The sequence below is a fragment of the Marinomonas vaga genome (assembly GCF_055388305.1).
In genome coordinates this window covers 3,229,712-3,254,101 of the sequence record NZ_AP043903.1, presented here as the reverse complement: position 1 = coordinate 3,254,101, position 24,390 = coordinate 3,229,712, and the positions used below count along the sequence as shown (strand labels likewise).

At 45.0% G+C, this 24,390-nt stretch carries 26 protein-coding genes and 1 tRNA gene; 17 read left to right on the top strand and 10 right to left on the bottom strand.

The features are described from left to right. Positions 1–2 precede the first annotated feature (2 nt). Genes ACZ5DR_RS15295 through queF form a run of 3 tightly spaced genes read left to right on the top strand, consistent with a single transcriptional unit; the run spans position 3 to position 2,515 of the window. Positions 3–917 (top strand): ABC transporter ATP-binding protein, encoded by a 915-nt coding sequence (locus tag ACZ5DR_RS15295; protein ID WP_377367891.1) that lies wholly within the window; start codon positions 3–5, stop codon positions 915–917. 1 nt (position 918) lies between these two features. After that, positions 919–1,692: an ABC transporter permease gene (locus ACZ5DR_RS15290; RefSeq protein WP_377367893.1), complete on the top strand. Its 774-nt coding sequence runs from the start codon at positions 919–921 to the stop codon at positions 1,690–1,692. Between the two features lie 10 nt (positions 1,693–1,702). After that, positions 1,703–2,515, top strand: coding sequence for an NADPH-dependent 7-cyano-7-deazaguanine reductase QueF (gene queF / locus ACZ5DR_RS15285; RefSeq protein ID WP_377367895.1), 813 nt, complete (start codon positions 1,703–1,705; stop codon positions 2,513–2,515). Positions 2,516–2,554: 39 nt separating this feature from the next. On the opposite strand, the gene ACZ5DR_RS15280 is transcribed toward queF, so the two are convergent. Continuing rightward, on the bottom strand, positions 2,555–4,075 hold the full coding sequence (locus ACZ5DR_RS15280) for a coiled-coil domain-containing protein (RefSeq protein ID WP_377367897.1): 1,521 nt from the start codon (positions 4,073–4,075) through the stop codon (positions 2,555–2,557). 100 nt (positions 4,076–4,175) lie between these two features. Here ACZ5DR_RS15280 and ACZ5DR_RS15275 point away from each other — a divergent pair, with 100 nt between their 5' ends. Together ACZ5DR_RS15275 and ACZ5DR_RS15270 are read left to right on the top strand one after the other, a co-directional pair. After that, positions 4,176–4,742, top strand: a complete 567-nt coding sequence (locus ACZ5DR_RS15275; RefSeq protein ID WP_377367899.1) for a nitroreductase family protein — start codon at positions 4,176–4,178, stop codon at positions 4,740–4,742. Between the two features lie 71 nt (positions 4,743–4,813). Beyond that, positions 4,814–4,901: transfer RNA gene (locus ACZ5DR_RS15270), tRNA-Ser, on the top strand. A gap of 70 nt (positions 4,902–4,971) precedes the next feature. On the opposite strand, the gene ACZ5DR_RS15265 is transcribed toward ACZ5DR_RS15270, so the two are convergent. The 7 genes from ACZ5DR_RS15265 to ACZ5DR_RS15235 all read right to left on the bottom strand — a co-directional run bounded on the left by ACZ5DR_RS15265 (position 4,972) and on the right by ACZ5DR_RS15235 (position 10,012). Next, positions 4,972–5,688: a GntR family transcriptional regulator gene (locus ACZ5DR_RS15265; protein ID WP_377367901.1), complete on the bottom strand. Its 717-nt coding sequence runs from the start codon at positions 5,686–5,688 to the stop codon at positions 4,972–4,974. 98 nt (positions 5,689–5,786) lie between these two features. Next, complete coding sequence (locus ACZ5DR_RS15260; protein WP_377367903.1) at positions 5,787–6,179, bottom strand: acyl-CoA thioesterase; 393 nt, start codon at positions 6,177–6,179, stop codon at positions 5,787–5,789. Positions 6,180–6,202: 23 nt separating this feature from the next. Further along, a complete protein-coding gene (locus ACZ5DR_RS15255) occupies positions 6,203–7,210 on the bottom strand; it encodes a GGDEF domain-containing protein (protein WP_377367905.1) in 1,008 nt (335 codons plus the stop codon). Positions 7,211–7,356: 146 nt separating this feature from the next. Further along, positions 7,357–7,701, bottom strand: coding sequence for a translation initiation factor (locus ACZ5DR_RS15250; RefSeq protein ID WP_377367907.1), 345 nt, complete (start codon positions 7,699–7,701; stop codon positions 7,357–7,359). Between the two features lie 3 nt (positions 7,702–7,704). Beyond that, positions 7,705–8,457 carry a pseudouridine synthase gene (locus ACZ5DR_RS15245; protein ID WP_377367909.1) on the bottom strand — a complete coding sequence of 251 codons (753 nt, stop codon included), beginning with the start codon at positions 8,455–8,457 and terminating at the stop codon, positions 7,705–7,707. Continuing rightward, positions 8,454–9,395 (bottom strand): D-2-hydroxyacid dehydrogenase, encoded by a 942-nt coding sequence (locus tag ACZ5DR_RS15240; RefSeq protein ID WP_377367911.1) that lies wholly within the window; start codon positions 9,393–9,395, stop codon positions 8,454–8,456. The genes ACZ5DR_RS15245 and ACZ5DR_RS15240 overlap by 4 nt, the downstream gene beginning before the upstream one ends. A 14-nt stretch (positions 9,396–9,409) precedes the next feature. Next, the gene (locus tag ACZ5DR_RS15235; protein ID WP_377367913.1) at positions 9,410–10,012 is read right to left on the bottom strand and encodes an arylesterase; all 603 of its coding nucleotides are present in this window, start codon (positions 10,010–10,012) and stop codon (positions 9,410–9,412) included. 26 nt (positions 10,013–10,038) lie between these two features. Here ACZ5DR_RS15235 and ACZ5DR_RS15230 point away from each other — a divergent pair, with 26 nt between their 5' ends. From ACZ5DR_RS15230 to ACZ5DR_RS15215, 4 genes are all read left to right on the top strand, one after another. Beyond that, positions 10,039–10,716 (top strand): ABC transporter ATP-binding protein, encoded by a 678-nt coding sequence (locus ACZ5DR_RS15230; protein ID WP_464543928.1) that lies wholly within the window; start codon positions 10,039–10,041, stop codon positions 10,714–10,716. Further along, complete coding sequence (locus tag ACZ5DR_RS15225) at positions 10,717–13,173, top strand: ABC transporter permease (RefSeq protein WP_377367917.1); 2,457 nt, start codon at positions 10,717–10,719, stop codon at positions 13,171–13,173. 12 nt (positions 13,174–13,185) lie between these two features. After that, a complete protein-coding gene (locus ACZ5DR_RS15220) occupies positions 13,186–15,513 on the top strand; it encodes a DNA polymerase II (RefSeq protein WP_377367919.1) in 2,328 nt (775 codons plus the stop codon). 175 nt (positions 15,514–15,688) lie between these two features. Beyond that, complete coding sequence (locus tag ACZ5DR_RS15215) at positions 15,689–16,357, top strand: TetR/AcrR family transcriptional regulator (protein WP_377367921.1); 669 nt, start codon at positions 15,689–15,691, stop codon at positions 16,355–16,357. Between the two features lie 26 nt (positions 16,358–16,383). On the opposite strand, the gene ACZ5DR_RS15210 is transcribed toward ACZ5DR_RS15215, so the two are convergent. Next, positions 16,384–17,154 carry a TatD family hydrolase gene (locus ACZ5DR_RS15210; RefSeq protein WP_377367923.1) on the bottom strand — a complete coding sequence of 257 codons (771 nt, stop codon included), beginning with the start codon at positions 17,152–17,154 and terminating at the stop codon, positions 16,384–16,386. A 171-nt stretch (positions 17,155–17,325) separates the two neighbouring features. Between ACZ5DR_RS15210 and ACZ5DR_RS15205 the strand changes: the two genes are divergently transcribed. From ACZ5DR_RS15205 to ACZ5DR_RS15180, 6 genes are read left to right on the top strand one after another with little or no spacing between them, the layout of a single operon-like run. Next, a complete protein-coding gene (locus tag ACZ5DR_RS15205) occupies positions 17,326–18,261 on the top strand; it encodes a chemotaxis protein CheV (RefSeq protein ID WP_377367925.1) in 936 nt (311 codons plus the stop codon). Between the two features lie 15 nt (positions 18,262–18,276). Further along, positions 18,277–19,002 (top strand): hypothetical protein, encoded by a 726-nt coding sequence (locus ACZ5DR_RS15200; protein WP_377367927.1) that lies wholly within the window; start codon positions 18,277–18,279, stop codon positions 19,000–19,002. Positions 19,003–19,032: 30 nt separating this feature from the next. Next, positions 19,033–20,019, top strand: a complete 987-nt coding sequence (gene hemH / locus ACZ5DR_RS15195; RefSeq protein ID WP_377367929.1) for a ferrochelatase — start codon at positions 19,033–19,035, stop codon at positions 20,017–20,019. A 3-nt stretch (positions 20,020–20,022) separates the two neighbouring features. Beyond that, on the top strand, positions 20,023–20,745 hold the full coding sequence (locus ACZ5DR_RS15190; RefSeq protein WP_377367931.1) for an HAD family hydrolase: 723 nt from the start codon (positions 20,023–20,025) through the stop codon (positions 20,743–20,745). 4 nt (positions 20,746–20,749) lie between these two features. Then, entirely contained in the window at positions 20,750–21,043 is a 294-nt protein-coding gene (locus ACZ5DR_RS15185; protein WP_377367933.1) for a hypothetical protein, read from the top strand. Between the two features lie 10 nt (positions 21,044–21,053). Beyond that, positions 21,054–21,566 carry a DNA topoisomerase family protein gene (locus ACZ5DR_RS15180; protein ID WP_377367935.1) on the top strand — a complete coding sequence of 171 codons (513 nt, stop codon included), beginning with the start codon at positions 21,054–21,056 and terminating at the stop codon, positions 21,564–21,566. Here the strand turns inward: ACZ5DR_RS15180 and ACZ5DR_RS15175 are convergent. After that, complete coding sequence (locus ACZ5DR_RS15175) at positions 21,554–22,438, bottom strand: TIGR01777 family oxidoreductase (protein WP_377367937.1); 885 nt, start codon at positions 22,436–22,438, stop codon at positions 21,554–21,556. The genes ACZ5DR_RS15180 and ACZ5DR_RS15175 overlap by 13 nt on opposite strands. A gap of 144 nt (positions 22,439–22,582) precedes the next feature. Here ACZ5DR_RS15175 and ACZ5DR_RS15170 point away from each other — a divergent pair, with 144 nt between their 5' ends. Together ACZ5DR_RS15170 and ACZ5DR_RS15165 are read left to right on the top strand one after the other, a co-directional pair. Next, entirely contained in the window at positions 22,583–22,960 is a 378-nt protein-coding gene (locus ACZ5DR_RS15170) for a sirohydrochlorin chelatase (protein ID WP_377367939.1), read from the top strand. A gap of 41 nt (positions 22,961–23,001) precedes the next feature. After that, positions 23,002–24,387: a Wadjet anti-phage system protein JetA family protein gene (locus tag ACZ5DR_RS15165; protein WP_377367941.1), complete on the top strand. Its 1,386-nt coding sequence runs from the start codon at positions 23,002–23,004 to the stop codon at positions 24,385–24,387. Positions 24,388–24,390 lie beyond the last annotated feature (3 nt).

Genomic DNA, 24,390 nt, shown 5'->3' with positions numbered 1-24,390 from the left:
TTATGGCATATGCTATCGAGATAAAGGACCTTAAAAAGCGTTATGACAATGGATTTGAAGCGCTAAAAGGTGTGGATTTGAATGTCGAGCAGGGCGATTTTTTTGCATTACTGGGGCCTAATGGGGCCGGTAAATCAACTACCATTGGGATTCTCTGCTCATTGGTAAATAAGTCCTCCGGTAAAGTGAGCATCTTTGGTGTGGATATCGACAAGGATTTTGCAGGGGCAAAAAAATACCTTGGTGTTGTACCACAGGAATTCAACTTCAACGTTTTTGAAACCGTTTTTAATGTGGTGGTCACTCAGGCTGGGTTCTACGGCATACCTGCAGATGTGGCAGAAGAGCGTGCTGAGAAATACCTGAAGCAGCTCGATCTATGGGATAAAAAAGATGTTCAATCCCGTATGTTGTCTGGCGGTATGAAACGTCGACTAATGATTGCTCGCGCACTGATTCATGAGCCGAAAGTGTTAATACTTGATGAGCCTACCGCGGGTGTTGATATCGAATTACGCCGTTCTATGTGGGAGTTTATTAAGGGGTTGAATGAAGGTGGTACTACTATCATTTTAACAACTCATTACTTGGAAGAAGCTGAACAGCTGTGTCGTAACATTGCCATTATTAATTCTGGTGAAATTGTTGAGAACACCAGTGTTAAAGCTTTGCTTAAAACACTAAGTAGTGAAACCTTTATTCTAGATTTGGCTGAGCCTCTCAATGAAGTGAATCTATCTGATTATGATCTGCAATTAGTGGGTGATGGATCTGTACTAGAGGTTGCCATTAATAAGGGGCAAGCACTAAACGATGTATTCAATTATTTGCAAGCTCAGGGCGCAAAAGTTGTCAGTATGCGTAATAAATCAAACCGCTTAGAAGAGCTATTCGTCAAATTAATCAAAGGAAACTAAAATGTCCTCAGGTGAAATCTGGATCGCATTTTATACTATTTTACGTCGTGAAATTCGTCGCTTTATGCGCATTTGGCCGCAAACTCTTTTGCCACCAGCCATTACCATGACCCTTTATTTTGCCATTTTCGGTAACCTTATTGGTTCGAGAATTGGAGAAATGGGCGGCTTTACTTACATGCAATACATTGTGCCAGGTTTGATTATGATGTCTGTCATCACTAACTCTTACTCCAATGTTGCATCTTCATTCTTTTCAGCAAAGTTCCAGCACAGCATTCAAGAATTGCTGGTGTCACCTACACCAAACTGGGTGGTGTTGGCGGGCTATGTTTTGGGAGGGGTGGCTCGAGGATTATGTGTCGGTGTTACGGTAACCATATTGTCGTTGTTTTTTACCAAGTTACATTTGCATAACTTGCTTCTAACGGTCTTAGTGGTGCTGTTAACGGCCATCATGTTTGCCTTGGGCGGCTTTGTGAACGCTTTGTTTGCTCGTAGTTTTGATGACGTCTCCATAGTGCCGACATTTATTCTAACGCCATTGACATACTTGGGTGGGGTTTTCTATTCGATCTCATTGTTGCCAGACCTTTGGCAGGGTGTCTCCATGCTAAACCCTGTGCTTTATATGGTGAATGCGTTTCGATATGGCATCTTGGGTGTTTCTGATATTGATGTTACGTGGGCATTGGTTATTATTGTCGCCTTTATCGTGGCGTTATCATTTATAGGTATTACTCTGCTGAATCGCGGCAGAGGCATTAGAAGTTGAGGTGTGTGATATGGGTGCATTGCCCTTAGGTCAGAAAACGGAGTATGTTTCTGAGTATGATCCGGGGTTATTATTCCCGATTGCCAGAGTGGATAAATGGCAAGAGATGGGAATTGAGTCAGAGCGCTTACCATTTCACGGAGAAGATATTTGGAATGCCTATGAGTTATCTTGGCTCAATAAAAAAGGAAAGCCTGTGGTTGCTACGGCGGAATTTCGACTGCCGTGCGACTCACCAAATATTATTGAATCAAAATCCTTTAAGCTGTATCTAAACTCTTTGAATCAGATGCGTTATCAAGATGAATATGAAGTTCAGGGGATTTTAGAAAAGGATTTATCCCGCGCGGCGGGTGCTCCTGTAACGGTCATTATTCGTGGCGTTGACGCGATGGAATCTCTAGTGGTCTTGACACCCGACTATTGCATTGATGAGTTGGATGTGGAGGTTTCTGAGTACCACCCTAACGCTTCTTTGTTGGTTTGTGAGTCAGAAGGTGTGGTTGAAGAGCGCTTGGTAAGTCATTTGTTGAAGTCAAATTGCCCTGTGACCAATCAGCCTGATTGGGGGTCTTTGTTCATTGACTATCGTGGTGACAAAATCAGTCATGAAGGACTACTAAAATATGTGGCGTCCTTTCGTGAACACACTGACTTTCATGAGCAATGTGTAGAGCGTATCTTTATTGATATTATGACCCAGTGCCGTCCAGAGAGTTTAGTCGTATATGCTCGATATGTGCGTCGCGGAGGCTTGGATATTAACCCATATCGCTCTAGTGACAATATCGTCTTGGGTAATGATCGCTTAATTCGACAATAGTTATAGATAAGAATCTTCCCGACGCGGCCCTAGGTCGCGTCAGCGAAGTGTCCCTAAATATTTCCTTTCAAGATCCGAATAAGCAAGTTGAAGTCGGTCTAATTCTAGGCTCTTTTTGTTATAGGTGTTTCTAAGGTCTTTTTCTGCGCTTTCTGACACCTGAGATAAAAGGGACTCTTTTATCTTGCTTACTTTGGAGACTAGGTCTCGGTTGTTTTCCCGAAGTTTTTCAAGCTCTTTGAGTGGATTTGGCTCGTCAGATTCTAGGGCTTTTTCACGCATTTTTGTTTCGACTTGTTCGCGCAGGTTTTCATTTGCTTTTTCTGCGCTGTCTAGCTCTTGAGCGAGGAGCTGCACACAGGTTTCAGACTCTTTTAGCATGTGTTCGAGGTTTTTGACCTCTTTTTCTTGTTTAGATAGGGTGGAGTCTGATTCTGGTGAAGTGTTCTTAATGCTCGATAAATTACCAATGATAGATTCCAGCGTGGTTTGTTTATCAGAATGCAGTGCTAGGAAACCATCTAAAGCGCCATTGCCTTCTGCGGCTTTAATTTTCTCATCAAGCTCTTTGAGCTGAGTATCTTTGGAATGTATTTCTTCTTTTAGGGAGTTAATGGATAGGTTTGCACTTTCAAGCTCTGCTTGCAGTTGTCCTATAAGAGAGTTCGATTCTGCGGCCATTCGCTCCATCCGTTTCAAGGCCAAATGGCTAACTTCTTCCCGTTCAGTGGGGTTGGTTTGGTTGTCTACGAGTTGAGCTTGTAATTGATCAATAATCGCTTGCTGGCGCTCTGATAGGCGCTGTAATTTATGTAGATGACGTGCAGCATGGTGATTATGGTGTTCAATCTCAGCTTTTGAAGGCGCAGTAATTTCAAAGCTTTGATCACTGCTTTGTTCAAGAGTTTTGATGTGTGATTTCAGTGTTTCGAGCTCATGGATTAGGCGCTCTAACTCAATCGTTTTGACACCAAGTTTCTTTAATTTTTTGTCAGCTCGATCAATGTTCTCGCGTAGTTGTTCGTGTAATGCCTTTTGATTCTCTAATAGAGATTCTTTGCTTATCAATATCTCACTCGCTTGAATGAATTCGGCGTCTAGGTCTTCTAGGTTTTTTGAAATGGCGTGTTTGTTTAGGTTTTTGGCTTGTACAACTTCTAAACTTTGAATGATGGTCGCCATAAAACGATTAAGAATGATCTGGGGGTTTTGGGATGCATCATTTAATACAATGGCTCTCTCGGCTTTGACGAGTGTTCCCCACAGTTTCAATTCGGTAACGGCTCTTAGGTCGTCGCTGTCCCTCAGCATCGCAAGTCGGTCAGCTGTGTCATTGGCTTGGGCATCCAGTTTGCTTGCAAACAGTCGATAGGGGTTTATCGTCTCTGGCTCGTCTTCGTTAGTGCTAGGGGAGTCCGTGTTTTTGTCGATTTGCTCTTCTTGATTACTGGAGGTTAGGGGAGTACGTTTTAAGGCATGGATTCGCCACATTAGGAAAAGAAATGTAGCGATAAATACGGTTGTGGCTTCTAAAAGTATCCAAACTGTCCACTTTTCCATGATTAAACTCCACTTAAATGAGATTCATTTCAATTTACATTGAACAACACTTTCGTTATGTTGTGGGTATGTTTTTGATATTAACGGAATTATTGATTGTATGAGTAAAGATTTTTTGCAGTTCATGCGTAATCGTGTATCTAAAAATCAGCTTGAGGCGCCAGCGCCAAGCCATGATGAGTGGTTTGAGGTATTGGATGCGGCCAGCAGGGCAGCAGATCACGGTGCTCTGAAGCCATGGCGTTTTCGAGTGTATGAAGGAGAAGGGCGTCGCCAACTGGGTGAGTTGTATTGGCAGCACGCAAAAAAAGAAGTCGATAGCTTAACTGATGAAAAAGCAGAATCATTTATTAAGAAAGCGTACCGCGCTCCAGCAGTATTGTTGGTTTACGCTGAGCTTGTTGATCACCCAAAGGTCCCAGAGTTTGAACAGCTTATGGCTGCCTCTGCGGCGGCACAACAGGTATTGCTTGGTTTAGATGCCCTGGGATATGGTGCAATGTGGCGTACTGGCCCTGCCGTGTTTACTAATCAGGCAAAAGCATTATTAGGTTTACAAGCCAATCACCATGTTGTGGGCTTAATTTATGCAGGAACCCCTACAAATACGCCACAACCTGTACAAGATACAGGCATAACAGAAAGATTGTCTTTTATTGATAAATAAATGCTTGCAATTCAATAACTTCACCACTAATATACGCGCCACGAATTGCAGAGAAGCAATCAAAAAGTTTTGGTGAGCTGTCCGAGTGGCCGAAGGAGCACGCCTGGAAAGCGTGTATGTCGAAAGGCATCAAGAGTTCGAATCTCTTGCTCACCGCCATATTAAAAAGCCGCTACTTGAAAAAGTAGCGGCTTTTTTGTGTTTGTTATAAACAGCTCTAACAAGCGGTTTATTGTTTGAAGATTGAGTGGAAGTCTGGCGTACGCTTTACTTCTGTCGCGATGTTTAAGCTTTTCTGGATTTCAATTAGGTGTTTCTTCATCCAAGCTTTTGCTTTCTTCCCTTCGCCACTTTCCAATAGCTGGATAAGTTCTGAGTGGTGGCCGCACTCGCAGCCTATTTGAGTCTGTGAACCATAGACAGCAATGATTAGGGAAGAGCGTGTTGTAAGCTGTGACACCACTTCTGTTAAGACATGATTTTTTGCAATATGTGCTACGGCAATATGGAACTGACTGGATAACTGAATGGATAGGTTCTGTTGGTTGGTTTGTTGTGCTTGGTGCTCTTGCTCTGCAATGCTTTTCAGATTGTCCCAGTCTTCCTTGGTTCCCTTTTCAATCACTTGCGCCATAAGGCCTGGCTCGATCAGTTGGCGGGCGGCAAATACATCATTCGCCTCTTGTTCACCGGGTTCTGCGACAAATGCACCACGTTTCGGCTTGATCGTAATGAGTTTTTCAAGGGCCAAGCGTTGTAATACCTTGCGGATACCAGTACGGCTTACGCCGAATACTTCAGAAAGGGAGTCTTCCGGGAGGTGGGTGCCGGGTGTTAAACGATGCTCAACGATGGCGTTAAGTATGCTTTGGTGGATGCTGTCGTCTTTGCTCAATGTCTTTGTTTGATTGTTGTCGATCCAAGAAGTCTCTGGGGGGGTGCTCACTTTGTTACTGCCTCTAATGTGTATCCCGTAGGTTGATTGTATACGCAAAGTCCCTTTGCTATCCATGCAATCCTTTCATGTTGGGTTTAAGTAAGTGGTCAGCTAAAAAGAGCGTCAGCGTCTTCGTATACAACTGGTCGTCCATTAGGATTTATCGATGCAATGATAAAACGGGCCACCATGCTGGTGCGTCCATTTGCTGTGATTTCTTGCTGGAATGCGATTTTAAATTTGCTAATGCGTTCGCACTGGGTATTGATGCAAGCAGTCATGCCGCTTTTAAGAGGGGCTTTGTAATCAAGCTCTGCGCGCATCACGACAAGGTGCACGCCTTGGGCAGTGATTTTCGCGAAATCTAAGCCTTTGCTTTTGATAAACGTATGACGGGCGTGTTCTAGGTAATTTTGGTATACGGCGTTGTTGACGATGCCTTGCATGTCGCATTCGTAGTCTCGAACTTCAATTTCGAGCGTGTGTACTGAGCTATCCATAGGAGGGTGGATCTTCTGTTAAGTTAGCGGCTGGCCGTTCTGTTTCGGCCTTGACGCTTAGCATTATCCAGATATCCGTTGGCACGGGCAATTAAGTTAGCAGGGTTTTCCTGACCTATGATGGTGGCGACGCCAATTGAGACTTGAATGCTTGGTAATATCCCTGATCCGTTACGAGATTTTAGGCGTTGTTTATTGAGGTGGGTTCTTAAGATTTCTGCGTACTCAATAGCAAAATCCAGCGTGGCTTCATGAAGTACCACAGCGAAGGTGCCACCGTGTAACCGTGCAAGGGTGGCGTTTTCCAGCTTCCGGCTTTGTAATACTCGGCTAATATGGCAAATCAGTGCAGTGCCTGCGCGACGACCATAATTGCTGTTAACGGACTTCAGGTGATCTATGTCGATTATAAGAACAGATAGATCGTCTTCTGAAGAAGGTACTAGGGTATACAATTGTCTTTCCAAGCCTTTCTGATTTAGTAATTGGGTCAGTGGGTCTAGGTCGACATTGTTTTTGATTTCTTCTAGTTCTGCTTTAAGTTGTGAGACTTCTTTGTTAACTCTAGATAAGGTCTTGGAGAATTCGTCAGCATCTTGAAGTGCCTTCTGTGTACCTTTGTCCAAAAAGTTAATCACTTTATCAAGATGCTTCGCACGATCTGCACGAGCTAAAACTTTGCGGCTCTTGGCAACATTAGACTCAAGTGTCTTGAGGCTAGACTTCATGTCAGTGGTGCTTTGTGAGACGTTTTCGACTAGTTGCTCAAGGCGGTCTTTATGTTCGTTGTTATAGCGGGCTTCTTCAGCCACCAGAAACTGATGAAACAGCTCTTTGGAAACAAAGCTGGGTAAACTTCCCAGCCGGCCGATAGTAGTGTCGACGAGCTGGTTAAGTTTAGGAGAAGTTTGGCGAACGTATTCGTACCAAATTCCGTAGTTGTAAGGGGTCGGTGCGACGTCCATTTTTCGCATCAGAGGAACTGCTTTTTTGAGTAGAGCGTTTGCCTGACGAGGACTGTCCACGTGCATTCGATCACCTTAGTTGAATTAAGATTCAGTCAAATTTAACAGTTGCGCGTATAAAACAAAACCTTAGCTTATTGATAAATAGGGACAATTTCCATTCTCATGTATCGATTAGGTTACAGTAAAAATACAACTGTTAACTTTTGTAACTAGCCTCCAGCTATTTTGGCCTTAATCCCTTGGCTTTCAAGAAACGCTTTAATCTTGGGGCGTTGATCACCTTGAATTTCAATTGTTCCGTCTTTAACGGATCCGCCGACACCACAGTGATTCTTTAGCTTTTTCCCAAGTGCCTTTAACTCATCGGCTGTAAGCGCTAAATCTTTAACTAAAGTTACCCCTTTTCCTTTTCGGCCTTTTGTCTCGAGCTGAATTTTAACGTTGCCACTGCCTAGGGGTTGGTCTGCGGTACTGCAGCGACAGTCATCGATGGCTTGGTTGCATTCTGGACACAGTCGTCCTTGGTCTGTTGAGTAAACTAGTCTTTTGCTCATAATTTAATTCACTGTATTGCTGGGTAAGTCTGGTACTGATAGTGCATTAAGCTCTGCTATCAGTTCATTAAAATCTTGTGGCAGTGGTGCATTGATGGTCAAGGATTCTCCACTTTTTGGGTGCTGAATGGTCAGAGAGGTTGCATGAAGCATAAGTCGCAAAGCCGGGTTCCAGTTCGCCCTCATTACCTGGTTATGATGGCGGCAGCCATAACGGGTATCCCCAAGAAGTGGGTGAAAGATGTGTTTAAAGTGGCGCCGGATTTGATGGGTGCGGCCATGTTCGGGTCTCACTTCCACTAAACTAAGACGCATCTTGTCATAACGACTGACGGCATAGGGGATTTCAAAGTGCTGTAGTGTTCTATAGTGGCTAACCGCTTCTTTTTCTGTGCCTTCAATTTTAAACCTTGACCTGCCTTTTTCTTCGTTAAGCTTTGCAAGGGGATAATCAATGATCCCATTGTCGTTGGTGTGGCCTCGGACAATGGCTTGGTAAACTTTTTGGGTTTCGCGATCAGTAAATTGGTTCCCAAGCTGGGCTGCAGTGTCACTGTCTAGCGCCATAATCAGTACCCCTGAAGTGGCTCTATCAAGTCGATGTATAGGGTAAACCCATTGGCCTAGTTGCTCATTTAGACGCTGTACTACCGCGTCTTGTTCTTCTTTGGCGAGATCCGTTCGGTGCACCAGTAAACCGCTGGGTTTATTAACCGCCACAATGGCGGAATCTTGATACAGGATGTCGAGACTCATTTGGCCTCTTGTTTAACAAAGGTTTCGATGTTGGTCGCTGCAATGTTAACCAGTCTGGTCATCGCATTTTCACTGGCCCATGCAACATGAGGCGTCAGTAAGAAATTGGGCATGTCCATAAGGGTATTTAGAATATGGTCTTGTGGCATGGGTTCTACCGTAGCCACGTCAAATCCCGCCCCAGCAATTTGACCTGACGTTAATGCAGAGACCAAGTCTTCTTCATTCACTAAACCACCACGACCTGTGTTGATCACTAAGGCGTTGGATTTCATTTTGGCAAATGCTTCTGCATTAATCAGATCTTTGGTGTCACTGGTTAATGGGCAGTGTAGGGTGATGATGTCAGCGCTACTGATGGCTTCTTCAAAGGCAACATAACCAGAACGAATTTTAGTGGCTGATTTGTGCTCAGCAAATACTGTTTTCATGCCAAAGGCTTCGGCGATGGTAGCGACTCGTGTTCCTAGTGCCCCTTTTCCAATGATGGCTAAGGTACTGCCGTAGATGTCCTGCATAGGGTGATCCATAAAGCAGAAGAATTCTGAATGCGCCCAGCGCCCATTGCGTACATCTTGATGATACTGAAAAACCTTACGGCGCAAAGCCAAAATCAGTGAGAAAGTGTGTTCTGGGACGGCTTCAGTGGAATAGCCGGAAACATTACGTACTGCGATCCCAAGTGACGCGCAAGCCTCTAAATCCACATTGTTAAGGCCTGTCGCCATGACTTGGATTAATTTTAGATTCGGTGCTTGGGCAAGTTGAGCCTGATTGAGTTTTACCTTGTTGGTGAGAATGATCTCTGCGTCTTGAATTCTTTCAACCACATTGCTGTCATCAGAATTATGGTAAAACTCTGACTGGGTAATACAGTCAGGGAGTGGAATATCTATATTTTCAGGGAAAGATCCACGATCCAAAAATACAGCTTTCATCGTACTTCCTTAGGTTATTGCAGCATTGGCAAGAGAACCGGTGCTATGTTGTTTAGAACTATGGGCTGGCCAGCGGCATTGGGGTGAAGGCCATCGCTTTGCATAAGTGATTTATCAAGGGCGACATTTTCCAGCATAAAGGGAATGTATGCCACCTCTTTACTGTCCGCTAGAGTCTTGTACATAGTAAAAAATTGCTCAGTGTAGGTGCGGCCATAGTTACTGGGAAGACGATTACCAATAAGGAGTACTTCTGCATTGGTATTCATGGCAAGGTCAATCATGGTTGCTAGGTTTTCTTGAGTTTGTTGCAGTGGATAGCCACGCAGACCATCGTTAGCACCGAGTTCTAAAACAACCCAGCTGGGATCATAGCGTTCTAAAAGTGCAGGTAAGCGTGACAATCCACCTTGACTGGTTTCGCCACTAACGCTGGCATTTACAACAGTAATTTCTGGGTGGGAAGATTTTAACGCTTCTGCCATTAAACTAACCCAGCCATCCTGTTGTCTGAGGTTATATGCAGCACTGAGACTGTCGCCAAAAACCAATAGCGTTTTGGCTTGAATTGACACTGACAGCAACAGCATTCCAAGTGAAATGAACAGTTTAAACATTATAGGGCACCTTATATATGCAAGACATGGAAACACCGTCGGCTTTGACCATCAGAGACTTAAATCATTCCGTCGATACCAATAACGGGCAACTGGACATACTGAAAGGAATTAACATCGAAATCAAGGACGGGGAATCCGTTGCCATTATTGGCTCCTCTGGTTCCGGTAAATCTACGCTCCTTGGTTTGATGGCCGGTTTGGATCAGCATACCGGCGGAAGTATCGAGTTGTTTGGGGAGAAGCTAGAAACGCTAGATGAAGAAGGTCGAGCTGTTTTGCGGGGTAAATATGTGGGCTTTATCTTTCAGTCGTTTCATCTATTGCCCAGTTTGACGGCCCTTGAAAATGTCATGTTGCCCAATGAATTAAAAGGTGAAAAATCCGCTAACGATCGTGCCCATGCCTTGCTAGAGGCTGTGGGGTTAGCGCATCGTCTAGATCATTATCCGCGACAACTGTCTGGGGGAGAGCAGCAGCGTGTTGCCATTGCCAGAGCGTTTGCCTCAGCCCCTAAAATTCTATTTGCGGATGAGCCCACCGGAAACCTAGACAGTAAGAATGGTGATCTGGTGGAAGACCTGCTGTTTGATTTGAATAAGGAGGAGGGCACCACTTTGGTTGTGGTGACCCATGATCCTGAGCTTGCAAAGCGTTGTGACCGCCAGATTGAAATCGCCGATGGCATGCTGAAGGAGTCGTAAATGTTTGCGTGGAGACTCCTATTACGTGAATTTAAAACGGGGGATGTGCTGACTCTATTGGTAGCCCTTGTTTTGTCTGTTGCGACTGTCACAGGCATTGGTTTATTTGTAGACCGATTACAGCAATCTTTTGAAGTGCAGTCTGCCAATCTATTGGGTGCAGATCGAAGTGTCAGACGGGACGACCCGATCCCCTTAGAATGGATAGAGGAAGCTCAAGCGGCAGGGTTAGAAACAGCTAGGACAGCGTCATTCTCGTCTATGGCCTTTGGTGGTGAAGGCCTGCAATTGGCACAAATCACCGCGGTTGAGTCCAACTACCCTTTGCGGGGGGCTTATCTCACGGACACCAATCCATTTGGTGCTGGGGTAGAAACCTCGGCGTCTCCATTACCAGGTACTATCTGGATTTCTTCTCGCTTAGCCAGTCTGTTGTCGGTTGTTCTCGATGACACAGTTCGGGTTGGAGAGAAGGAGTTAAGGGTGTCCAAATACCTGGTACGGGATCCAGGCAGTGCCACGTCGGCTTTTTCTATTGCCCCAAGGGCAGTAATGAACGAAGCGGACTTAGCGGCTACGGAAGTGATTATTCCTGGTTCTCGGGTGCGTTATGCCTTTTTGTATGCTGGGGATCAGAGCGCACTAGAAAGTTTTGATGCGTCTTTATCTGCTCAGCTCCCAGAAAATGAGCGTATTAGAACGCCAATAGAGCGTGGCGAGCGCATTGGCAGCACAGTTAATCGCGCCGAGTCCTTTTTGTTATTGGCTGGAACCTTGGCTGTAGTGATGTCAGGGGTGGCCATGGCGCTGGCATCCTCTCGTTATGTAAAACGTCATCTAACTCAATTTGCGGTGATGAAAACCCTTGGGGCGACGCCCAAGCGATTGGTGTCTTTGATGTCCTTTCAGGTGGTGATGATTACGCTTCTGGGGATTCTTATCGGGTCGGCTCTTGGGCTTGGGGTGCAGGAGTTTATTGCCCAATTATTATCCTCGCTAATGACGTCAGAATTACCTGCGCCTAGTTTGGTGAAGTTATGGCTTGGCGCAGCTACGGCGGGTATTTCTGTCCTAGCATTTTGTGCGCCCTTACTTGCACGGTTAATACAAGTTCCACCCCTGCGTGTACTGCAGCCAAATGCTGAAATAAAAGGCAGCGCCGTATCCTTGTTTGTCTTTGGATTGGTGGGCATGTACCTACTGATGGTGGTCTATGCGGGGGGCTGGACTTTGCCGAGCATCATGATGGTGGCGCTGGGGGCTGTCACCTTGCTGGTGTTTTTGGTGGGATGGGGGCTGTTTCGTGTCAGTCGCTCATTATCAAGGCAAGCCACTACGGGGTGGCAGGTTGGTTTAGCCTCTTTGCATCGTCGCTTAGTGAGCAACCTGTTTCAGTTATTGGTGTTTACCTTAATTATTATGCTGAGTTTAGTTTTGGTGGGGGTTCAGAGTAACCTGATACGTGACTGGCAAAATCAGATTCCAGAAGACACCCCAAATCACTATTTGTTTAATGTTCAAGCACAGCAGCTTGAGGGTATTTCTCAATATACTCAGAGTGCCAATATTGTGTCGTCCGACTGGTTTCCAATGGTTCGTGGCCGTGTGACACATATTAATGGGGAAGCGGTTGAGGTCTTGTTTCCTGATCGTCGAGATGAACCTGAAATCGCTGAACGAGAGCTAAACCTGACTTGGGCGAATGAGTTAGGTGAGGGCACCAGTGTGGTTGAGGGTAACTTTAATGGTGAAGGTTTATCCATTGAGCAAGAGGCAGCGGTTGAGGCTGGTGTCACCTTAGGGGACGAATTAACCATTAATATTGGTGGTATTGATTACACCTTGCCGATTACGTCTATACGGGAAGTGGATTGGCAAAGTATGCAGCCTAACTTTTATCTGATATTGCCTGAGTCAGTGCTATCTGATTATCAAGCCAATTATGTGAGCAGTGTGTTTTTGACCGATGCGACGGCACCTGGTTTCTATCGCTTCATGGCGAACTATCCCACGGTATCCATGTTAAATATTGGTGAGTTACTTAAACAGGTTCAAGCAATTATTGCTCAGCTCGCCAGTGCCTTGCAGATAGTACTAGCCTTTATCTTGTCTGCGGGGGCCTTGGTATTGATCGCCAGTGTACGTGCAACCTTGGATGAGCGACTTGAAGAGGGGGCATTGCTACGAACACTTGGTGCAACGAAAGCGGTTGTGCGACAAGCTCTGTTAGTGGAGTTCGGAGCGCTGGGTTTGTTTTCTGGCCTAGTGGGTGCCGCCGGTGCGGAGCTCTCACTAATTGGATTGCAGCACTTTGTTTTTGAAATGGAAGTGAGTCCACATCCTGTTCTCTGGGTAATTGGTCCTTTGGCTGGATGGTTGATTGTGACAATTATAGGTGTATTTGCGAGTCGAGCTGTGTTAAAAGTGCCGCCCATTCGACTTTTGAGATCCATTTAAGTACATCTATTCATGTTTGAAACACATCAAGGTTATATCGTCAGCCGTCACAGCAGTGATGAAAAAGGTCAATTAGACATTCACTATTACGTTAAAACGGATGGCGGAACAGTCAGGGTGAGTATCGCTAACCCTGACTCGCTTTTCTTTACTAATGCTCCTGCGGATGTCATTGAACCTAATGTAGTAGGTGTGACTTGCGAAGACAGTCACCTAAAATCCTTTTCCCATGAAAACGTCACTGTGGTGCGTTGCGCAAGCTTATTGTTGCTGCGCCAAATGGTTGCCCTAGTAAAAAAACAGGGCTATGACGTTTACGAAGAAGATGTAAAGCCAGAAGACCGCTATTTAATGGAGCGGAACATACGTGGCCAAGTAGAGTTTATCGGGCGACCGGAAGGCGGAGCTTTTACTGATGCTCGAATGAAGCCGGGAACTTATCATGCGGATTGGCAAGTTTGGTCTTTAGACATTGAAACCTCTGTCTCTCGTAATGAACTCCTGTCTATTGGTATCACGAGTGGTGAGCGTCAGGTGGTCTTGGTGGTGAGTGATTCCACTGTGGAGATTGACAACGTTTATGCTTTTTCAGATGAGCGTAAGCTACTGTTGGCGTTTATTAAGTTTGTCCGCCGCCATAGTCCAGACATCATCATTGGATGGAATGTTATTGGCTTTGACCTGATGTTTCTTGATCAGAGATTTAGGGCCTTGGGGCTCAGTCCTGCTTTAGGTGTTGGGGGAGAGCCATGGCGTGTTAGAGAAGCAAAAGAATCTGGGAAGGTGTTCGCCAACATGGCTGGGCGAGTAGTGTTAGATGGCATCACCATGCTAAAAGTGGGGGGATACCATTTTAATTCTTACAGCTTAAATAACGTCAGCCATGAATTGCTGGATGATGGTAAGTTACTCACTGGTGGTGATCGCTGGCAAGAAATCGAGCGTATGCATCAGGAGGATTTGCCTCAGTTTGTTGCTTACAACTTACAGGATTGTGTTCTGGTTGAACGAATCTTTCACAAGCTTCAACTTATTGAATTACAGCAAACACGAGTTGATTTGACCGGTATCCCTTTATCTCAAACAGGAGGGTCGGTTGCTTCCTTTGAAAACCTGTATTTACCACGACTGCACCGTAAGGGTTGGGTGGCGCCCGCTTGGCGAGACGAGAAGTTTGTCGCGAGCCCGGGTGGTTTTGTCATGTCTTCGGTACCGGGTTTATATAAAAACGTGCTTGTTTTTGATTTTAAGAGTCTATATCCCAGCATCATTCGCACCTTCTATGTGGACCCTTTGGCGAGAATAGTCGCGCAAGCCCTGAAGCAAGATCCCTCATTGGTGCCTGGTTACCGTGGAGCCTCATTTGAGCGTCAATATGCCATTTTGCCAGAGTTGGTGACGGAGCTGGCACAATCTAGAGAGCAAGCCAAACGAGACGGCAACAGTATTTTGAGTTATGCCATCAAAATCATTATGAACTCATTTTACGGCGTGCTGGGTTCTGCTGTGTGCCGCTTTTATCATGCGGAGTTGGCTAGCTCTATCACTATGCGAGGTCATGAATTGCTTGGGCGTACCAAGGACTGGATGGAAGAACGCGGCGCTAAAGTGATTTATGGGGACACAGATTCTTTGTTTATCACCCTGTCTGATGATTTGAATGAAGAAGAAGCAAGGCAAGCTGGTACTGAGTTGTGTGCTGTGATTAACCAGTGTTTAGCAGATTGGTGTGGTGACTATGCAGATTTGAACTCTTATTTAGAGCTTGAATTTGAGACTCTGTATACTCGGTTTTATATGCCAACCATTCGTGGGCAAGAAGAAGGTTCGAAAAAACGCTATGCGGGTTTGAGCAATGGGGAACTTGTATTTAAAGGGTTAGAAGCTGCCAGGAGCGATTGGACGCCCATAGCCAAACGCTTTCAAGTTGAGCTATTTGACCACCTTTTTCATGACCGTGATGCAGAAGCTTATGTAAGCGACTTTGTGCGGGACCTGCTTGAGGGGAAATTTGATCAAGAGTTGGTGTATTCCAAACAGCTAACCCGACCTTTGGCAAAATATACAAAAACTTTGCCGCCACACGTGCGCGCAGCAAAAATGGTCGACGAAGAACGCGCCAAGCTTGGGTTGCCCCCTGAGTACGATCGCGGGCGAAAACGAGTGTCTTACCTGTATCAACTATCTGGTGTTGTGCCCTATCGTGATGAGTCTGATTTAGTCAATGTGGATTACCAGCATTACATAGATAAACAAATCTTACCTATTGTTGAGGGGGTCTTCCTAATGCTCAATATGAATGCTAATGATATACTAACGCCTCAATTTAATTTACTTTGACAGCAGTGAGCTTTTGGTTTGTTTAACTGACTGCTAATTTGCGTTAATTTATGTCTACCAAAATGGAATTGACAGGTGTCAATATTAAGTTAAATGATTTGACTTAATTGCAATTATGCTTAAGTAATAAGTAAAGCCATGGCACCATTTGTCAAAAGGGATGATAGGGTTGAATATGACACCACCACGTAAAAGACTGATTACCCATGATCGATTACGTACTTCTGTGCAAAATCTCCTGTTAGAGACAAATTGGCGAGAGATAACCGTTCAGCACGTCGCAGAACAAGCTGGGGTCAGTATTGGCACATTTTATAATTACTACGATAGCAAAGATGAAGCTCTACGAGATGTTCGCAATTGTTTGTCAGAGATGATTAAAAAGGATGTGTTTATACTCTTGAACACCCAGCCAGGTGTTGAAAATCGTATTTCAATTCTCATCAAGTACTTTATTAATATTCTAAACACAAAGCCTACTTGGGCTAATTACTTTTATCGGGCCGATTGTTTTTCTGAACGGCTGGATGGGGGGCTTGTTGCCTTGCTAGAGCCCCTTATTCTTGAAAGTGCCTTGTTTCAAAAGAGTCACTTTACCGACGCAAATATAGCCGCTCGCTTCGTTGAGAATGGTCTCTTCCCGTTACTGAAGTCCTATCATCACAAGTCTCAAACCGTACCGGAAGAAGAAGCAACGCAGATTGTAGTATTAGCATTGTCTGCAATGGGGTTGATCGGTGATTCATTAAACAGTGCTTCCAGTCTCGTTTGCCCATTGACCCCTTTGAACCCACTGCCACAGTCAATATTTGAATTAGAGCGTGCCCAGGCTGGATATGCTTAGGGCATATCTAATCAACTTAAAAGGGATTACACAGAAAAGAGTGTTCGTGTGTTTTGGTTGGCAGCTTCGATCACTTGCGATACGTCAAGGTCTTTTATGCGAGCGATTTCGGCTGCAATGTAAGATAAATATTTAGGGTGATTTCGCTTGGGACGAGGGCGAATGTTTCGCGGTGTCAAATAGGGAGCATCTGTTTCTAATAACAGGCGATCAAGTGGAAGTGATTTTACCGCCTGTTGAATGGCCTCATTACGTCTCTCATCCAGTAGCCAACCCGTAATGCCTACATGCAAACCAAGGGAAAGGTAAGCTTGCATTGTGTCTTCATCACCCGTAAAGCAATGTATCACGCCACCGGCTGAAAGGTCCGCGTTACTGAGCATCTTAATCATTGTGTCTTGGGCGTCACGCTCGTGTAGAAATAAGGGCTTTTTGACGGCTTCAGCCAGTTTTAATTGTTGCTCAAAGGCATAAATTTGCTCGTCAGGCGTAGAATAATTACGATTAAAATCTAATCCTGTTTCCCCAACCGCTACAGCCTTGCTGTGGTTTGTAAACATCGTCTGTAATATGTTGAAGTGATCATTCGTCCAGCTGCTGGCGTGGTGTGGATGGCAACCCAGTGTAACCTGCATGTCATGGTAGGGTGCGCAATGAGATAGGATTTGTCTGGCTTCTTCCAAGTGTGAGGCGATACAAATAATCCCTTTCACACCAGCCTCGTTGTACTCTTTTCTAAATAGATCAAGATCATCTAAATAAGCAGGTTGATCAAGGTTCACACCAATATCAAACATCTAGGCTACTCCTCGGGCTGTCTCAAATTCCACGGAAGTCTGTCACATAACTTCTTATAAATCATGACTTAACAACGTATTGAGACAAAAAAATACTGTTAAGTCGGCAATATTTAACTATCATGGCTATAGTTTGAATTAGCAGATGAACAGAAGTTCTCGGAGTTTCCTATGGCTGGAATGTTAGATGCGGTTGATCAACGAACACAACTGGTAGGTGAAAACCGTCTTGAGTTGTTAATGTTTCGCCTTGGCGGAATGCAAATGTTCGCGATTAACGTATTTAAAGTTCAAGAAGTTGTTCAGCTACCACGTCTCAATTTAATGCCTCATCGTCATCCTTCTGTGGCGGGTGTGACACACTTCCGTCGTCGCACCATTCCGGTTATCGATCTTTCTGAGTCCATTGGCTTACGTCCAATTAATCGCGATGAGCCCTGTAATCTCATTGTGACTGAGTATAATAACTCGGTGCAGGGATTTATGGTTGGAGAGGTGGATCGCATTATCAATATGAATTGGAGTGAAATTCTTCCACCACCGGATGGGGCAGGGCGCCAGCATTATCTGACGGCTATTACACGGGTCAATGATCGCATGGTTGAGATCATTGATGTGGAAAAAGTCTTGGCGGAAATCACGCCTTATGACACGCGTATTTCAGAGGATGTGATTGATAAAGACCTGCTTACCTTGGCGAAAGGCCTTGAGGTACTGGTGGTTGACGATTCCTCTGTGGGCTTAGCTCAATGTAAATCTACCCTTGATCACTTGGGTATTACTGTGCATTCAGCTACTGACGGTAAGCGTGGGCTAGATGTGCTAAAAGGCTGGGCTTCTGCCGGTGAAGACGTACCCAATAAATTGTTGATGTTGATTACGGATGCGGAAATGCCGGAAATGGATGGCTATCGACTGACTCGAGAAATTCGTGAAGACCCCCGTTTAAAAGATCTCTACATCGTTTTGCATACTTCCCTGAGTGGTAGCTTTAATAAGGCCATGGTTCAAAAAGTGGGGTGTGATGATTTCTTGTCGAAGTTCCAGCCTGATAAGTTGGCGTCTATTATCCAAGAACGCATTCGCAGTGTGGTGGGACAAGACTAGTTGTTTAGAGTTTAAATGCTGTTAATTGCTGTTTATGTGTTTTTAGCTTTTTTCTGTGTCGCCTTGATGCAGAAAAAAGTGCTGCTGGACCCTTCTTTAATAGTCATTCCCTGTGTCTTGATAGTTCCTCAATCGTTGGCGAGCATTGCCAACCTTTATGTCAATCTTTTACCAGCCTGCGCTGTGTTGGCTATGGTGACTATTATTACCTATCGGCAGACATTGCAAATTGAATCCGTTACCCGTTTTGCGGCAGGTTCTGGCTTGGGCGCATTTGTCGCACTTCAGGTTCTCGCTTTAGGGATTAACGCCCATTATTTGTTGGTGCTGTTACTGATCGCCTCATTAGGGGCGGTTGCGGTCTTATTTGGGCGTTTGAATCTGTCGGCCTGTTACGCCTCTCCATTGAGCTTGATGGCGGGGCTAGGAGTGGGTGTTGTTCATTTTATTTCCCTCACGTCTGGAAGGGCATTTTTACCCGTTAATAGCCCGGGAGCTTCCGCAGTAGTATGGTTGGTATCCATTATTGGTGCGTTAGTTGGTGTTTTAGCCTTACCTAATGCTTCAATGTTTGTTTTTGATCCAGAAGTTATCATTGCTTCTTTGATGGCTGTATTACTAGGAACGCTGGTGAGTCGTCATATAAACTCTAATCAGTTTGAGTCCAAAGTCTTGTCTGCCATCGTATTGGTGATGATGTTGAGTGTTTGGGGGCATGTGTGCGTCCAATACTTTTGGTGAACGTAAATCTATTTTTAAATGGAATCAGATATGAAGCCGATCGGCGTATTGATGATGAACTTAGGCACGCCCGATGCACCGACAACGGTTGCGGTGAAGCGATACTTACGAGAATTTTTATCAGATCGTCGCGTGGTCGATATGAGTCCTTTGTTGTGGAAGCCCATTCTTAATGGGGTCATTCTCAACTTCCGTCCGGCAAAAGTGGCTAAAGTCTATCAACAGGTTTGGATGGATGAAGGATCCCCTTTATTAGTTTTGGGAAACAGGTTAAGAGATCAGCTGCGTGAACGTTTAAACAGCAAATATGGTGTTAATGCCTACGTGGTAGAAACAGCTATGACTTATGGGGCCCCGACCGTTGAAGAGGCGGCTAAAAGCTTTCGAGCACATGGTGTCGATAAAATTGTGCTAGTGCCTATGTATCCACAGTTTTCAGGGTCAACTACCGCGGCGGCCTATGACCGTTTCATGAGGTCTTTAAAGCGTTGCCCCCATTGGCCAGCACTGAGCTTGGTACAGGATTATGCCGACGACCCCATCTATATTTCAGCTTTGGAGAAGTCTGTAAAATCCCAGTGGGAGGCTCAAGGTGAACGACGCCATTTGGTATTGTCATACCACGGCATACCTAAGCGATATGTTACTCAAGGGGATCCCTATCAAGCCAGATGTGAGGCCACGACCGCAGCCTTGGTAGAAAAGTTGGGTTTAAGCGAAGATGAATACACCCATGTGTATCAATCGCGTTTTGGTCGAGAAGAGTGGCTAAAACCTTATGCTGACATGACTTTGAAAGGTTTTCCTGAGAAAAATATCAAACGTATCAACGTGATCAGTCCAGCATTCTCGATTGATTGTATTGAGACACTTGAGGAAATTAGCATGGAGCTACGAGATGAGTTTGTTCATGCTGGTGGCGAAGCATTTGATTATATTCCCGCCTTGAATGACTCAGAAGAACATGTTGATGTTTATGAGCATTTGGTCCGGGATAACACAAAACATTGGATTTAGGTTTTGCAAAAACAGAAGATTACAACAATAGCCTTTGATGCGGATGACACCCTTTGGCGCAACGAAGAGCTGTTTAAAAACTCCCAGCAGCACTTTGTTTCTATGCTTGAAGCCTATCACTCTAAAGAGTACATACTTGAGCATTTAAATACTGTGCAGGTTCGTAATTTAGCGAATTTTGGCTATGGGATTAAAGGCTTTACGCTGTCGATGATTGAAACGGCGATCGAGTTAACAGAAGGGCGAGTCACAGGCTACGAAGTTCATCAAATCATCACCTTGGCAAAAGAGATGGTCGCCTCTCCAATAGAGGTTCTACCTGGTATTAAAGACTTGCTTGAAAGTCTGCAGGGGAAATGCCAGCTGATGGTGATCACCAAAGGGGATTTACTTGACCAAGAAAGCAAAATAGCCCGCTCGGGTCTTAGCCAATATTTCGACTTATACGAAGTGGTGAGTAATAAGAACGAAGTAACCTATCGCAAACTGTTTAATCGTTTGCAAATCCCAGCGGACGAGATTTTAATGATTGGTAACTCCATGCGTTCTGATATTTTGCCTGTGTTGGATGCTGGTGGGATTGCATTGCATGTGCCGTACCATACCACTTGGGATCATGAGTTAGTTTCAGAGGCGGAACTCGAAAAATATGGTCCTATCTATCAGGTATCATCGGCTGAAGAAATATCTCTTTGGTTAGAACAACACATTAATTTAAAGGGTTAGAAGTATGAAAATAAAAGCTTTGAACGTTCTATTGATCTCAGCGGCTGTTGCCATCGCTATTCCTGTTCAGGCGGATGACGCGGCGGAATCCACTAAATCTGCAGCAAGCAGTGCTCTAGATAAAACTAGAGAAGTAGGGAGAGACGTGGGCGAAGCTTCAGCTAACGCTTGGGAAAAGGTGAAAGAAGTAACTGGCAAAGCAGTAGATGCGACTCGAGAGAACGTTACTAAGTTCCGTGAGTACAGTAATGAAAAGGTTTGTGAGCATTCCGAAACCTTGTGCAAGGAAGACAAATAAGGCTATTTAAGTGAAGGATAAAGACGATCAGGCTCACTCTGATCATTGGGAAAATGAGTTCCTCTCTCAAGATTCCGGCTATATTGGGGAGCCTAGCAAGCGCTATCGCTGCCCCAAGTGTCAGGGCCTGCTGGTGTCAAAGCAGGGTAAAAACGGAACCTTTTGGGGGTGTGAAAATTATCCGTCCTGTGATTACACTGCAAACGATGAAGCGGGTAGGCCCGTTCGTGCTAAAAAATATTTTTGTCCTTTGTGTGGTGGGCAGTTAAAGCGTAAAACCTATAATGGTAATACGTTTTGGGGGTGCACTAATTATCCTGATTGCAAAATGACACTGGATGATTTTGATGGCGCACCCGCATCTGCTAAAAAATACCCATGTCGTGCTTGTGGCCACTATTTAGTCCGTAAAAAAGGCCCTAAAGGCTATTTTTGGGGATGCATAAAATACCCTGAATGCCGGCACTCCCTTGAAGACAATAAAGGTCAACCTGTGCCCCGCAAGGTCCGTCATTCCCCGTGAGGGGCTGATACTATCGATGTCAGGGCCTGATTGAGTTCTGGATATTCAAATGTGAAGTCACGTTCTAGCAATCGTTTGGGTATAACCTTTTGACCTTTTGTTACTAAGGTTCCCATCTCTCCCATAGCAAGCTCCAATGCGCAGGCTGGCGTCCAAAGTAAGTGGGGGCGTCCCAGTGTCTTAGAAAGAGTTTTTGAAAAATACACTTGGTTTACTGTTTCCGGAGCAACAAGGTTGTACACCCCTTGATAGCTTTGGTCGGTGAGGGCATTGCAGATGAAGTTGCAGACATCTTGTATGTGAATCCATGGGAAAAATTGCCGCCCGCTACCAATCTTGCTGCCCAGGCCTAATTTGTAGGGGAGTAACATCTTGTCTAGTACTCCACCATTGCCTAACACAACGCCTAGGCGAAAGATCACAGTACGCTGGAAACCTCTGTCTATAGCGAACTGTTCCCATGCATTACAGAGGTCATGGGTAAAGCCAGAGTTGGGGGTGCTTTCTTCGGTGAAGGTTTTGTTCTCATCGTTACCGTAATATCCCACCGCTGACGCGTTCAACCAGATGGCAGGTTTATTGATCAGTGAGTTACATAACTCCTGGGTGAAGTCCACTCGACTTGAAAAGAGGGTGTTTTTCCGTTCTTGTGTCCAGCGTTTTTCCCCTATGTTGGCCCCAGCCAAGTTGATCACGCCATTAAAAACGAAATCCCAGCCTTTTAGGTCATCCAAGCTTAATCTTGTTACGTAATCAGGAATGGCAAATGAATGTTGATGTATCAAGGCGTAGAGCTCATGACCTTCCTTAGCCAGTTTGGGCATCAGGTAAGAGGCAACAAAGCCATTTGCTCCAGTGATCAATAATTTCATGCTTCAGCCCTAGATCGGTTGTTGCTTGGTTATACGTTACACAATTATGTTCAGATCAATTTGCCAAACGGGATCTTTCACTTCTAAGCCCTTCTTTTTACAAGGCTTAATCGCTAAAATGACAACTTACTCAAAGGTATTTCTATGATGCTAAAGCAATACGACCATATCATCCTATTGGCCCACGGTAGCAGCGACGATAACTGGAGGCTGCCATTCGAACGTCTATTGGCTAGGGTGACTGGTGAAGTGTCTTCAGATAAGGTAAGTTTGGCGTATATGGAATTGTGCTCGCCAAGCATTGAAGATGTTTTGGCAGCTCTGCCGACGGATAAAGTGAATGTGGCGGTTTATCCTTTGTTTTTTGCCCAAGGCCGGCATTTACGAGTCGATGTGCCAAAACAACTTGAAACCTTAACCAACAATCAACGTGTACTGACATTGCTTGAGCCAATTGGAGATAACCCCGAGGTGATCAAAGCAATGGAAAGTGCGATCGTCAAAAAGCTGGTAGAAAACTAATCTAACAGCGACTCAGACGTTTATAAATGGACTGATTCTTAATGCTATTCACCCATTTGCCTGATGAGATATTTCAAGCGTTATCAGGCTCAAACAAAGCGCTTGTTGAAGCGGTATTATTTGATTTGTCAGATGTGTTTTATGATCATGCGGAAGATCCTATTAAAGAGAAATCCGCTATCATAGAGTCCATTGAAGACACCCTTCATAAGCTGGATACTCTGGCATGGCATGATGAAATCAAAGAAGGCTTCGACTCTCCGAAAACGATTCATGAATACGCTTTACGGATCTACCATCGATTAGTAAATACTGGGTGGTTAGTAGAAGAGCAGGAGCTGTATCGGGTCAGTGTTTTGATGACGCCTCAGGTATCCATGCTGCTACGTTCCTTGGTTGAGATTAGCCGCCATGGTAAGCGTAACTATGGCGCCACCGTGCTAAGTATTTTGAGTAACCTGGAGTCGGTCGCAAATTACCCCCAAGAGCGCGGAGTTACCCTAAGCCAATCCGCTGAAGCCTCTCGAGAATTCTCGGCACATTTAAACCAAATTTTGCTAGGCATTCGATCGTTGCAGAGAGACCTTTTCGCAAAACGAAACCCTAAAGAGATAGTGGCCGGGTTCTTCGATTTGTTTGTAGAAGGCATTCTGATTGCTGACTACAAGACCATTAAAACCAGTAATAACCCGTTTCGTTTTCGTCGCCAAATTCTAGAGCTTGCACAAAACTTTCTCGCAGACCCGGCTGTCGCCGGTAAAATTGCGAAATGTTATGCGGACCAGCAACTGATCTCTATGGATCAAGCCTTGGCCGCGGTCGAAAAAGACTGTCGTGATATCATTCAGACATTTTCGACCATTGAGCAACGCCTTGAGCGTATTGATGAATACCGCTATCGACTTGAGAAGCGGGCGGCTGATACGGCTCGATACATGGACTCGTCCCGTCCAGGCTTAGCAAACAAAATCGCTGGTATTATTAGTGATGTGGCAAGCTATGAAGTGCTGCCTACCCTTAAAAACGTGGTAGGCAGTAAAGTGGTGGGGGTGGAGTCTGCAGCCCAGCCTGCTAAGCGACGTGAGCCACCGGCTCCCCGTGTTATTACCCAAGCGGAGGTCTCACAAGATGCCATCGCTTTACGAGACCGCCAGCGTCGCTTCCATGAAGCACGACAGGTAAGTGCGGTTAAATTACAGGGTTACCTAGATCGTCAATTGTCCCAGAAAGCCTCCATGCATGTGTTGGACTTTACCATCGAGTCTGTAGAGGATTTTGTTTGCTTCGACCACCTTCGTTACATAGGTTCGTTAGGTATCAATGCGAAGCGAATTGAAAAGACCTTTGATGTCATTTTTACCGATCAATATATCAATGTTCGCGACTTTGTCGAATGTCGTGAATTCAATGTAGTGCGCAGGAGTTAACCC

Bases quoted from the DNA above. Each gene is read 5' to 3' on its own strand.
- ACZ5DR_RS15200 (WP_377367927.1), top strand. From the start codon at position 18,277: ATGCTGTTAATTGCTGTTTATGTGTTTTTAGCTTTTTTCTGTGTCGCC.
- ACZ5DR_RS15280 (WP_377367897.1), bottom strand. From the start codon at position 4,075: ATGGAAAAGTGGACAGTTTGGATACTTTTAGAAGCCACAACCGTATTT.
- ACZ5DR_RS15235 (WP_377367913.1), bottom strand. From the start codon at position 10,012: ATGTTTAAACTGTTCATTTCACTTGGAATGCTGTTGCTGTCAGTGTCA.
- ACZ5DR_RS15215 (WP_377367921.1), top strand. From the start codon at position 15,689: ATGACACCACCACGTAAAAGACTGATTACCCATGATCGATTACGTACT.
- hemH (WP_377367929.1), top strand. From the start codon at position 19,033: ATGAAGCCGATCGGCGTATTGATGATGAACTTAGGCACGCCCGATGCA.
- ACZ5DR_RS15210 (WP_377367923.1), bottom strand. From the start codon at position 17,154: ATGTTTGATATTGGTGTGAACCTTGATCAACCTGCTTATTTAGATGAT.
- ACZ5DR_RS15295 (WP_377367891.1), top strand. From the start codon at position 3: ATGGCATATGCTATCGAGATAAAGGACCTTAAAAAGCGTTATGACAAT.
- ACZ5DR_RS15290 (WP_377367893.1), top strand. From the start codon at position 919: ATGTCCTCAGGTGAAATCTGGATCGCATTTTATACTATTTTACGTCGT.
- ACZ5DR_RS15175 (WP_377367937.1), bottom strand. From the start codon at position 22,438: ATGAAATTATTGATCACTGGAGCAAATGGCTTTGTTGCCTCTTACCTG.
- ACZ5DR_RS15170 (WP_377367939.1), top strand. From the start codon at position 22,583: ATGATGCTAAAGCAATACGACCATATCATCCTATTGGCCCACGGTAGC.
- ACZ5DR_RS15165 (WP_377367941.1), top strand. From the start codon at position 23,002: ATGCTATTCACCCATTTGCCTGATGAGATATTTCAAGCGTTATCAGGC.
- ACZ5DR_RS15255 (WP_377367905.1), bottom strand. From the start codon at position 7,210: ATGCACGTGGACAGTCCTCGTCAGGCAAACGCTCTACTCAAAAAAGCA.
- ACZ5DR_RS15260 (WP_377367903.1), bottom strand. From the start codon at position 6,179: ATGGATAGCTCAGTACACACGCTCGAAATTGAAGTTCGAGACTACGAA.
- ACZ5DR_RS15230 (WP_464543928.1), top strand. From the start codon at position 10,039: ATGGAAACACCGTCGGCTTTGACCATCAGAGACTTAAATCATTCCGTC.
- ACZ5DR_RS15205 (WP_377367925.1), top strand. From the start codon at position 17,326: ATGGCTGGAATGTTAGATGCGGTTGATCAACGAACACAACTGGTAGGT.
- ACZ5DR_RS15240 (WP_377367911.1), bottom strand. From the start codon at position 9,395: ATGAAAGCTGTATTTTTGGATCGTGGATCTTTCCCTGAAAATATAGAT.
- ACZ5DR_RS15250 (WP_377367907.1), bottom strand. From the start codon at position 7,701: ATGAGCAAAAGACTAGTTTACTCAACAGACCAAGGACGACTGTGTCCA.
- ACZ5DR_RS15220 (WP_377367919.1), top strand. From the start codon at position 13,186: ATGTTTGAAACACATCAAGGTTATATCGTCAGCCGTCACAGCAGTGAT.
- ACZ5DR_RS15275 (WP_377367899.1), top strand. From the start codon at position 4,176: ATGAGTAAAGATTTTTTGCAGTTCATGCGTAATCGTGTATCTAAAAAT.
- ACZ5DR_RS15245 (WP_377367909.1), bottom strand. From the start codon at position 8,457: ATGAGTCTCGACATCCTGTATCAAGATTCCGCCATTGTGGCGGTTAAT.
- ACZ5DR_RS15225 (WP_377367917.1), top strand. From the start codon at position 10,717: ATGTTTGCGTGGAGACTCCTATTACGTGAATTTAAAACGGGGGATGTG.
- queF (WP_377367895.1), top strand. From the start codon at position 1,703: ATGGGTGCATTGCCCTTAGGTCAGAAAACGGAGTATGTTTCTGAGTAT.
- ACZ5DR_RS15185 (WP_377367933.1), top strand. From the start codon at position 20,750: ATGAAAATAAAAGCTTTGAACGTTCTATTGATCTCAGCGGCTGTTGCC.